Source organism: Nocardia sp. NPDC051911, from assembly GCF_040681035.1.
Lineage (GTDB): Bacteria > Actinomycetota > Actinomycetes > Mycobacteriales > Mycobacteriaceae > Nocardia > Nocardia sichangensis.
Map to the genome: position 1 here is coordinate 1 of NZ_JBFAXY010000070.1, position 11871 is coordinate 11871.

An 11871-nucleotide genomic window follows, 5' to 3' on the forward strand; every position below is an offset into this window, starting at 1 on the left:
TTGATCGTGGGTGATGCTTATGCGGAGTCGGGTGCGGCTGGGGGTATCGGTGGGTTCTTGACGTATGCGACTGATCTTTTCGATCGGGCGACGGTCGAAGGGTTCGCTGATCGGCTCGCGCGCATCCTCGCCGCCGTGGTCGCCGATCCCACCGTCCCGGTCGGCGATCTCGACCTACTCGCCGACACCGAACGGCACGACGTGCTGGCACGCTGGAACGCCACCGACCAGGCCGTCGACACGGGAGCGACGCTGGCCTCGCTGCTCGACGCCAGTGTCGCGGCGGACCCGCGCTCAACGGCGCTGGTCGCGGACGCGGTCGATGGCGAGCGGGTCGAGCTGACCTACGCCGAACTTGATTTGCGTGTGAATCGTCTTGCGCGGCACTTGATTTCGTTGGGTGTCGGTCCGGAGTCGCGGGTCGCGCTGGCGTTGCGTCGCTCCGTTGATTTGATCGTGGCGATGTATGCGGTGGCGAAGTCCGGTGGTGCGTATGTGCCGGTGGATCCGGATCAGGCTGCCGAGCGGACGAGCTACATCTTGGAGACGGCGGCACCGGTTTGTGTGCTGACCAATGCCGATGCGAAGTTCGAGACCGATGTCGCGCCGGTGGTGCGGATCGATGAACTGGATCTGTCGGAGCTGGATGCCGCGCCGGTCGCTGATGTCGATCGCGTCGCGCCGTTGCGTCCGGAGAACACGGCGTATGTGATCTTCACGTCTGGTTCGACGGGTCGCCCGAAGGGTGTCGCGGTTCCGCACGGCGCTATCGCGAACCAGTTGCAATGGAAGAACATCGAGTTCGGGCTCGACGCTGCGGATGCGATTCTGCTGAAGACGGCCGCGACGTTCGACCTCTCGGTGTGGGAGTTCTGGTCGGCGGTAGTGTGCGGTGGCCGTTTGGTCATCGCCTCACCCGACGGTCACCGGGACCCGACGTACCTCAACGAACTCATGGCCCAGGAATGGGTCACCACGCTGCACGTCGTCCCGTCGATGCTGGACGCGCTGTTGACTGCCGGTATGCCGGATTCGCTGTGGCGGGTGTTGGCGATCGGTGAAGCCCTTCCGGGTGCGTTGGCGCAGCGGTTCTTGCGTGAGAATCCGCGTACCGAATTGTTCAATCTGTATGGTCCGACCGAGGCGGCGGTGTCCATCACCAGCCATCGGGTCAGTGATACCGACCGGGTTTCGGTTCCCATCGGTGCGCCGGAGTGGAACAGCCGGGTGTTCGTGCTGGATGGGCGTTTGCGTCTGGTGCCGGTGGGTGTGTCGGGTGAGTTGTATTTGGCTGGTGCGCAGTTGGCGCGTGGTTACTTCGGTCGTGCGGATCTGACCGCGGATCGGTTCGTGGCCAACCCGTTCCAGCCCGGTGCGCGGATGTACCGCACTGGTGATTTTGTTGCGTGGACGAGCACAGGCGAACTCGAGTATCGGGGTCGTACGGATTTCCAGGTGAAGATCCGTGGTTTCCGTATCGAGCTCGGTGAGATCGAAGCCGCGTTGCTCGCCCTGCCGGAGATCGCGCAGACTGCGGTGATCGCGAAGTCGGATCCGCAGACCGGTGACCGGTTGGTCGCGTACATCGTGCCTGTGGATGCTGGAGCAGGTGCCGCTGGCGATGCCGACGATACGGCCGGTGCCGGATCCGGCGTGGATGTGGCTCGGGTGAAGTCCGAACTGAGCGCTGGGTTGCCGTCGTACATGGTGCCTGCGGCGTTCGTGGTGCTGGATGCTCTCCCGTTGAACGTCAACGGCAAGCTCGATCGCAAGGCGTTGCCGGAGCCGGAGTTCGAAGTTCAGACGTTCCGTGCGCCGTCGACGCCGATCGAGGAGATCGTGGCGTCGGTGTTCGCCGAGGTGCTCGGGGTCGAGCGGGTGGGCGCGGACGACGACTTCTTCGCTTTGGGTGGTAACTCGCTGTTGGCGACCCAGGTCGCGGCGCGGATCGGCGCGGCGCTGGATGCGCGTGTGCCGGTGCGTGTGCTGTTCGAGGCCTCCACCGTGGCCGGATTGGCCGTGAAGGTCGAGCAGCACGCGGGAGCTGGCGGGCGTAAAGCCTTGGTGGCCGGTCCGCGTCCGGAACGGATCCCGTTGTCGCTGGCGCAGCAGCGCATGTGGTTCCTCAACCAGTTCGATCCGGCCTCATCGGTCTACAACATCCCGGCCGCCATCCGCCTCACCGGCGATCTGGACGTCGCGGCCCTGCGAGCGGCGGTCGCGGATCTGGTGGCGCGCCACGAGATCCTGCGCACGATCTACCCGCAGACGTCCGACGGCCCGGTACAGCGGGTGCTCGCGGCGGACGAGGTGCCGATCGACCTCACACCCGCGCGAGTCGACGCGGCCGATTCGGTCGCCGTGGTGACCAGCGTGGTCGGCGCGGGGTTCGAGGTCACCACGGAGGTCCCGTTCCGGGTCGCGCTGTTCGAGATCGCGTCCGCGAGCGCGGACGACCCCACCGAGCACGTGCTGGTCTTCGTCGCGCACCACATCAGTTCCGACGGCTGGTCGCTGGGCCCGCTCACCCGGGATCTGGTCCTGGCCTATGAGGCGCGCAGCAGAGGCGAGGCCCCGGCCATGGCCCCGCTGCCGGTGCAGTACGCCGACTACAGCCTGTGGCAGCGGGAGGTGCTCGGCTCCGAGACCGACCCGAAGAGCCTGATCTCGCAGCAGGCCGAGTACTGGCGGGACGCGCTCGCCGCTCTGCCGGAGGAACTGCCGCTGCCGACCGACCGGCCCCGGCCCGCCCAGGCGTCCCATCGCGGAGGCAGTTTCGCCTTCGACATCGACGCCGACCTGCACACCGGGCTAGAACAGCTGGCCAAACAACACAATTCGACGCTGTTCATGGTGGTGCACGCCGCGCTCGCGGTGCTGCTGGCCCGGCTGTCGGGCACCTCGGACATCGCGATCGGCACCCCGGTGGCCGGCCGCGGCGAGGCCGAACTCGACGACCTCATCGGCATGTTCGTCAACACGCTGGTGTTGCGCACCGAGGTCGAGCCGGGCACGTCGTTCGAAACGCTGCTGGCCGAGGTCCGCAAAACCGACGTCGCCGCGTTCGGCCATGCCGACCTGCCGTTCGAGCGGCTGGTCGAGTTGCTCGATCCGGTCCGCTCGGCGGCGCGGCATCCGCTGTTCCAGGTGATGCTGGTGCTGCAGAACCTCGCTCCCGCGACGCTCGAGTTGCCCGGGCTCACGGTGTCGGGCATCGATCCGGGAGTGTCGGCGGCCAAGTTCGATCTGCAGATCACCCTGGCCGAGCAGCCCGGTGCGCCGGGTCTGTCGGTGGTGATCGGTTACGCGACCGACCTGTTCGACGAATCGACGGTGCGGAACTTCGCGAGCCGGTTCCGTCGTGTCCTGGCGGCGGTCGCGGCCGATGCCACAGCCGTGGTGGGCGATATCGATGTGCTCGCGCCCGGCGAACGCGACCAGGTGCTGAGTGCGTGGAATGTGCCGGGGGCCTGGGTTCCCGGTGCGACACTGCCGGATGTGATCGCCGAACAGGCGTGGTTGCGCCCGGACGCGGTGGCGATCCGTTCGGGTGAGACCACGTTGACTTTCGGTGAGTTGCATGCGCGGGCGAATCAGGTGGCGCGGGCGTTGATCGCTCGGGGTGCGGGTCCGGAGTCGTTGGTGGCGGTGGCGGTGGCGCGGAGCGAGGAGTTGCCGGTCGCGTTGTTGGGTGTGTTGATCGCGGGGGCGGCGTATCTGCCGATCGATACCGGGTATCCGGTGCAGCGGTTGGAGTTCATGCTCGAAGACGCCGCCCCGGTCTGCGTGCTGACCACGGTGCAGCAGCGGGAGGCGGTGCCGTCGGGTGGGTTGCCGGTGGTGCTGCTGGAGGCGGCACGCGAGTTCTCCGATGCGCCGGTGAGTGATGCCGATCGGGTGGGCCGGTTGCGGGCGGACAATCTGGCGTATGTCATCTACACCTCCGGTTCCACCGGGGTGCCCAAGGGTGTGGGGGTGGCGCACCGCAACGTCATCGAGTTGCTGGCCAACACGCAGCCATTATTCGGGTTCGACGAGACCGATGTGTGGACGTTGTTCCATTCCTTCGCGTTCGACTTCTCGGTGTGGGAGTTGTGGTGCGCGCTGGCGCACGGCGGCAGCGTGGTCGTGGTCGACTACCTGACCTCCCGTTCACCGGAGCAGTTGCGCGAACTGCTGATCGATGAGCGGGTCACGGTGCTGAATCAGACGCCGTCGGCGTTCTATCAGCTGGTGGAGGCCGACCGCGCCGCGGCGGGCGGGGGTGAGTTGGGGTTGCGGTATGTGATCTTCGGTGGGGAGGCGCTGGATCTGCGGAAGCTGGGCCGCTGGTATGCCCGCCACGGTGAGCGGACGCGGCTGGTGAACATGTACGGCATCACCGAGACCACGGTGCACGTGTCGTTCCTGTCGTTGGACGAGCAGATGGTCGACAACCCGGCCAGCGTGATCGGGCGGGCGATCCCGGGTCTGGACGCGTACGTGCTCGATGACCGGTTGCACCCGTCGCCGGTCGGGGTGGCAGGGGAGATCCATGTGGTCGGCGCGCAGCTCTCGCGCGGGTATCTGGGGCGTGCGGGGTTGACCGCGACACGGTTCGTGGCCGATCCGTTCGGTGCGCCGGGCTCGCGGATGTATCGCTCCGGGGATATCGGGCGCTGGCGTGCCCGCGGTGACGACGCCGCCCTGGAGTACGCCGGTCGCGGTGATCAGCAGGTGCAGTTGCGTGGCTTCCGTATCGAGCTCGGGGAGATCGAGGCGGCGCTGCTGCGGTGTGCCGGGGTCGGGCAGGCGGTCGCGGTGGTCCGTACCGACGAGCATGCCGGTGACCGTTTGATCGGGTACGTCGTGCCCGACCCGGGCGCGAGCATCGACCCGACCACGGTGCGCGGCGAAGTCGCCGAATTCCTGACCGGGTACATGGTGCCGGATGCGGTGGTCGTGCTCGAGGTGTTGCCGTTGACGGCGAACGGGAAACTGGACCGCCGGGCGCTGCCCGCGCCGGAGATCGTCAGCACAGCCGCCTACCGCGCGCCGCAGACGGTCACCGAGCAGGCCGTGGCCGCCGCGTTCGCCGAACTGCTCGGCGCCGACCGCGTCGGCCTGGACGACGATTTCTTCGGGCTCGGCGGTAACTCGCTGCTCGCGGCCCAGGTGGCCGGACGGCTGCGGGACGCGACCGGAGCGACGGTGCAGGTGCAGTGGTTCTTCACCGACGCCACGGTGGCGGGCTTGGCCGCGCGCATCGACGCGGGCGACGCCGACGCCACCGCGGCGCTGGACGTGCTGCTGCCCATCCGGGCGAGCGGATCGGCGGCACCGCTGTTCTGCCTGCATCCGATGTACGGCTTGGCCTGGTCGTACGCGGGTCTGGCCCAGTTCCTGCCCGTCGAGCAGCCGATCTTCGGCCTGCAATCGCCCGCGCTGTCGGAGGACGTCGAGCTGCCCGGTTCGCTGGACGAACTGGCCGAGCGCTACCTGTCCGAGATCAGGGCGGTACAACCGCAGGGTCCGTACCGGTTGCTCGGCTGGTCCCTCGGCGGCGTGCTCGCCCATGCCATCGCCACCAGGCTGCAGGACGCGGGCGAGCGGGTGGAGTTGCTGGCCATGATGGACAGCCATCCGAATCCGGACGTGGTCGGATTCCGCGCGGCGGTGCGCGGGGCCCTGGCCGAACTCGGCCTCGGCACGGCGGTCACCGCGGACGGCGATGTCTACGAACTCGACGACGAGTCGTTGGCCGCGTTGCACGCCATGATCCCGGCCGATCTGGTCGCGGTGACTCCCGAGCGGCTGCGCCGGATCTACCGCACCGCGGTCCGCTCGGCGGAGTTGATCGCCGAGCACCGGCCCGGAGTATTCCGCGGCACCGTGCAGTACTTCAGCGCGGCGGTCGCCGATCCCACCGACGAGTTGCGCGCCGCCGCGGCCGACTGGTGGCCGTACGTCCAGGGCATGGTCGTCGACCGGCCGGTCGAGGTTACCCACGCTCGGATGGCCACACCGGAGGCGCTGGCGGTGATCGGACCGCAGCTGGCCGCTCTGCTCGACGCTCGCCGTTGACCATCCCTGCCGACGTCGCGACCCCAATCGCGCGTCGGCAGGTAATAATCAACCGCGGCACTCGTCACGTGCGTCCGTTTTCGACCCGAAACCCCAGGGTCGAGGCCGGTCGCGCTCGGCGTGCGCCGGTGGTCAGGTAACGATCGACCTGCGCACGTTCGATGATCCCAGGGTGGGGAGCATGGTGACGTGCGTGCGGCGACGATAGACAGGGTGAGGCAGCACGATGGTTCGGGCGGTCGGGCAGCGGCGTGACGAGACTGCGGAAGCGGTGCGCGTATGACCCGCCCGGCGCGTGTGCGCCCGACCCGGACCCGCCGCCCCCGCGTCACCACTCTGCCGCAATTGATGGCCACCGCCGTCGAGGCCAACCCGAGCGGCGCGGCCGTGGTGTTCGCCGACGCGACCGCCACGCTGGCCGCGCTGAGCTATGCCGAGCTGGACGAACGGTCCACGCGTTTGGCGCGTTTGTTGATCGATCGCGGGGTGGGTCCGGAGGATCTGGTCGCGGTCGGTGTTCCGCGTTCGGTGGAGTCGGTGGTCGCGGTGTGGGCGGTGGCAAAGACCGGTGCGGGGTTCGTGCCGGTGGATCCGAATTATCCGGCCGACCGGGTCGAGCACATGGTCGCCGACTCGGGCTCGGTCTTCGGGCTGACCGTGGAGGAACTCCGCGGTGACCTACCGGACCGGGTCGAGTGGCTGGCCATCGACACCGCGGACTGCGTCCGGCGGCTCGCGGAGTTCCCGGCCGATCCGGTGACCTACACCGATCGGGTTCGTCCGCTGCGCGCGGAGCATCCCGCCTACGTCATCTACACCTCCGGCTCAACGGGCAAGCCGAAGGGTGTGGTCGTCACGCAGGCGGGGTTGGCGAGTTTCTGTGCCGAGCAGCGTGATCGGTATCGGGTGACGAGTGCGTCGCGGACGTTGCATTTCGCGTCGCCGTCGTTCGACGCGTCGGTGCTGGAGTTGCTGCTCGCGCTGGGTGGCGCGGCCACCATGGTCGTCGCGTCCCCCACGGTGTTCGGCGGCGAGGAATTCGCGTCCCTCATCCGCCGGGAGGCCGTGACCCACGCGTTCGTGACGCCGGCCGCGCTGGCGTCGGTGGATCCGGCGGGGTTGGACGAGTTGCGTGTGGTGGTGGCCGGTGGCGAGGCGTGCCCGCCGGAGCTGGTGCGGCGCTGGGTGCTACCGGTGTCGGGTGGGCGCACCCGTGAGTTCTTCAACGGGTACGGCCCGACCGAGACCACGATCATGACGAACATCAGCGCGCCGCTGGTGCCGGGGGAACCGGTGACGATCGGCGCGCCGATCCGGGCCGTCACCGAATACGTGCTGGACGAGCGGTTGGTCCCGGTCCCCAGCGGTGTCGTGGGGGAGCTGTACATCGCCGGTGCGCAACTGGCCCGCGGCTATCACGAACGGCGGGGACTGACCGCGTCCCGCTTCGTGGCGAATCCGTTCGACGCGCATGGGTCACGCCTCTATCGCACCGGTGATCTGGTGCGTTGGACGCCGGATGGCGAGTTGGAGTACCTGGGTCGCAACGACTTCCAGGTGAAGATTCGCGGTTTCCGTATCGAGCTCGGTGAGATCGATGCGGTGCTGGCGGCGCACGAGACGGTCGATTTCGCCGTCACCGTCGGCCACCACCTGGACAGCGGCGCGACCATTCTCGTCTCCTATGTGCACGCCACGCCGGGGATGGACGCCGACGCGGCCGAACTGGCCGCGTTCGCCGAGCAGAGCCTGCCCGCGCATATGGTGCCGACGGTCGTCATGGTGCTGGACGAGATCCCGCTGACTCCGGTGGGCAAATTGGACCGCGAGGCGCTGCCCGCGCCGCGGTTGCAGACCAAGGTGTTCCGCGCGCCGGTCGGCCCGCTCGAAGAGTTGGTCGGCGAGGTGTTCGCCGAACTGCTCGGCCCTGGCGCGCCGGTCGGCGCGGACGACGATTTCTTCGAGCTGGGCGGCAACTCGCTGATCGCGACGCAGGTCGCGGCCCGGTTGGGGGCCGCCATCGCGGCGCGGGTGCCCGCGCGGCTGATCTTCGAGAGCCCCACCGTCGCCGCGCTCGCCGCGCGGTTGGAGCCGTTGAAGGGCGCGGGCGACCGGCGCGCGTTGGTGGCGGTGGAGCGTCCGGAGCGGGTGCCGTTGTCGCCCGCGCAGCGGCGGATGTGGTTTTTGAATCAGTTCGATACCGGGTCCGCGGCGAACAATATTCCGTTCGCGGTGCGGTTGTCGGGTGTGTTGGATGTGGCGGCGTTGCAGGCGGCGGTCGCGGATGTGGTCGGGCGTCATGAGACGTTGCGGACGGTGTATCCGGCGGTGGACGGTACCGGGTATCAGGTGGTGCTGCCCGCCGCGCAGGCCGTTCCCGACCTCGCGCCGAAGCCGGTCGCCGAGCACGAGCTACCGGACTGGCTGCGCGGATTCGCGCTGACCGGCTTCGACGTCGCGGCGGAGGTGCCGCTGCGCATCGCACTCGCCGAGATCGGTCCCGGTGACCACGTGGTCGTTGTGGTGGTGCATCACATCGCGGCCGACGGCGCTTCGGTCGCGCCGTTCCTGCGTGACCTGCTCAGCGCGTTCCTGTCCCGGCGCAACGGGGCCCGCCCGTCCTGGCAACCGCTACCCGTGCAGTACGCGGACTACACGCTGTGGCAGCGCGCGATGCTCGGCGACGAGGACGACCCGGATTCGGTGGCCGCGGCCCAGATCGCCTACTGGCGCGACGCCTTGGCGGGCATCCCGGACCGGATCGACCTACCCGCGGACCGGCCGCGTCCAGCCGTCGCCTCCGGCCGGGGCGCGGAGTACACCTTCGTGGTGGACGCCTCCGTGCACCGAGGTCTCGCCGAACTGGCACAGAGTGCGGGCGCCTCGGAGTTCATGGTGGTGCACAGCGCCCTGGCGGTGCTGCTCGCCCGGCTCACCGGCACCGACGACATCACCATCGGCACGCCCGTGGCGGGCCGGGGCGAGCGGGAACTCGATCCGCTGATCGGCATGTTCGTCAACACGCTGGTCCTGCGCACCCGGATCGATCTCGGCGCGTCGTTCCGTGCGCTGCTCGGTCGGACGAAGGAAACGGATCTCGGCGCGTTCTCGCATGCCGACTTGCCGTTCGAGCGGCTGGTCGAGGTGCTGGACCCGGTGCGCTCGCAGGCGCATCATCCGTTGTTCCAAGTGGCGCTGTTCTACCAGAACCTCAGCATGCCCGAGATAGTTCTGCCCGGACTGTCCGCTCGGGTGGTCGAGTTCGACAGCGCGATGGCGAAATTCGATCTGCAATTGACCGTGGTGCCCGCCGCCGGTGGACAGGCCACGGGGTTCACGGCGATGTTCACCTACGCCACCGACCTGTTCGACGAGCGGACGATCGCCGAGTTCGCCTGGCGGCTGGATCTGTTGCTGACCGCCGTCGCGGCCGAGCCGGATCGGCCGATCGGCGCGATCGACCTGCTGGCTCCCGCCGAGCGCGAACGCATCCTGCTCGAGTGGAACAGCACCAGGTACGCGGTGTCCGCAGAGTTGCTGCTGGACGGTTACCGGCGCGCCGCGGAGGCGTACGCGGACGAGGTGGCCTTGGTGCACGAGGGCGTCGAGCTGACTTATCGTGAGTTCGATGCGCGGGTGAATCGGCTGGCGCGTTTGTTGATTTCGCAGGGTGTGGGTGCGGAGTCGTTGGTGGGGTTGGCGGTTCGGCGGTCGTTGGATCTCGTGGTGGGGATGTATGCGGTGGTGGCGTCGGGTGGGGCGTATGTGCCGTTGGATCCGGATCATCCGGCCGAACGCATCGCGCACATCCTCGACACGGCGCAGCCGGTCTGCGTCCTCACGACCTCCGCCGACGCGGTGGACGTGCCGGAAGGCACCGCGGTCCTGCTGCTGGACGCGCTGGATCCGAACCGATTCGACGACAGCCCGGTTCGCGCGGAAGAACTGGTGCGTCCGGTGTCGCCGCACCATCCGGCGTACGTGATCTTCACTTCTGGGTCGACCGGCAGGCCCAAAGGCGTGGCGATCTCGCACTTCGCGATCCAGAACCAGATCAGCTGGATGCTCGCGGCCTATCCGCTGGACGCCGACGACGTGTACCTGCAGAAGACGGCGACGACCTTCGACGTCTCGCTGTGGGGGTACTTCCTGCCGCTGCGCGTGGGCGCGAAGCTGGTCGTCGCCGCCCACGACGGGCACCGCGATCCGGTGTATGTCGCGGAAACCATTGCGGCGCAGGGTGTGACGGTGACGGACTTCGTGCCGTCCATGCTGACGGTCTTCGCCGCGCACACCGCTCCCGGGTCGTGCCCCACTTTGCGCGACATCTTCGTGATCGGCGAAGCGCTGCCGCCGGAGACCGTCGCCGCGGTGCGCACGGTGACCGACGCGGCCGTGCACAATCTCTACGGCCCGACCGAGGCGGCGGTGTCGGTGACCTACTGGCCCGCGACGGCCGCGGACGAGCGTTCCGTGCCGATCGGCGTGCCGCAGTGGAACACCCAGGTGTATGTGCTGGACGCGCATCTGCAACCCGTGCCGGTGGGTGTGCCCGGTGAGCTGTACTTGGCCGGTGATCAGCTGGCCCGCGGTTATGTGCGGCGTCCCGATCTCACGGCAGACCGGTTCGTGGCCAATCCCTTCGGCAACGGTGAGCGGATGTACCGCACCGGTGACCTGGTGGTCTGGCGCGCCCCGACCGAAGCGCTGCCGCATCGGCTGGACTACCTCGGCCGGACCGATTTCCAGGTGAAGTTCCGTGGTCAGCGGATCGAGCTGGGCGAGATCGAGACGGCGCTGCTGGCGCAGCCTTCGGTGAGCCAGGCGGTGGCCTTGGTCGCGCCTTCGTCGCTCGGGGACCAGCTCGTCGCCTACACGGTCCCCATGCCGGGGTACTCGATCGAGCAAGGCGAGCTGCTCGCTGCAATCGGGGAAACGCTGCCCGGCTACATGGTTCCGGCCGCCATCGTCGCACTGGATGCGTTGCCGCTGAATCCCAGCGGCAAGCTCGATCGTAAGGCGCTTCCCGAACCTGCCTTCACCGCGCGTGAGTTCCGTGCGCCCGCGACGGCGGTCGAGGAGATCGTGGCGGGTGTGTTCGGCGAGGTGCTCGGTGTGACCCGGGTCGGCGCGGATGACGACTTCTTCGCGCTCGGCGGCAATTCGCTGGTCGCCACGCAGGCGGCGGCGCGCTTGGGTGCGGCGGTCGATGCTCGCGTGCCGGTGCGGGCGCTGTTCGAGAACTCGACGGTGGCGGGGTTGGCGGCGGCGCTGGAGTCGCACACGCCCGGTGAGCGTGGTGTGGAGCTGGGGAGCATCGCCCGGCCGGAGCGGTTGCCGTTGTCGTTGGCGCAGCGGCGGATGTGGTTCCTCAACCGCTTCGACCACGTGGACGGCGCTGCCGCCACGGCCTACAATCTGCCCTTCGCATTGCGGTTGACCGGCGAACTGGATGTCGCCGCGCTGGGTGCGGCGCTGCACGACGTGGTGGCGCGCCACGAGGTGCTGCGCACGGTGTATCCGGAGACCGCGGATGGTCCGGTGCAGGTGGTGCTGGCCGCCGGGCAGGTGGCGCTGGATGTGGGCGCGCATGCGATCGGTGCGGACGAGGTCGCGAGCGAGGTGTACACGCTCGCGGCGACTCCGTTCGACGTGACCGCCGAAGTGCCCGTGCGGGTGCGGCTGCTGCGGATCGCGGACGCGCCGCATGAACATGTGTTGGCGGTGGTGGTGCATCACATCGCGGCGGATGCGTCGTCGATGGGTCCGTTGGTGCGGGATGTGATGGTGGCGTATGCGGCGCGTACT

General features: G+C 68.6%; 2 protein-coding genes. Both read left to right on the forward strand.

Annotated elements, in window-relative coordinates:
* The coding region (locus AB0L97_RS37765) for an amino acid adenylation domain-containing protein (RefSeq protein ID WP_364439658.1) at nt 1-6063 on the forward strand (6063 nt) is incomplete at its 5' end.
* A 279-nt stretch (nt 6064-6342) separates the two neighbouring features.
* Nucleotides 6343-11871: amino acid adenylation domain-containing protein (locus AB0L97_RS37770; RefSeq protein WP_364439661.1), on the forward strand; the 5529-nt coding region annotated here is incomplete at its 3' end.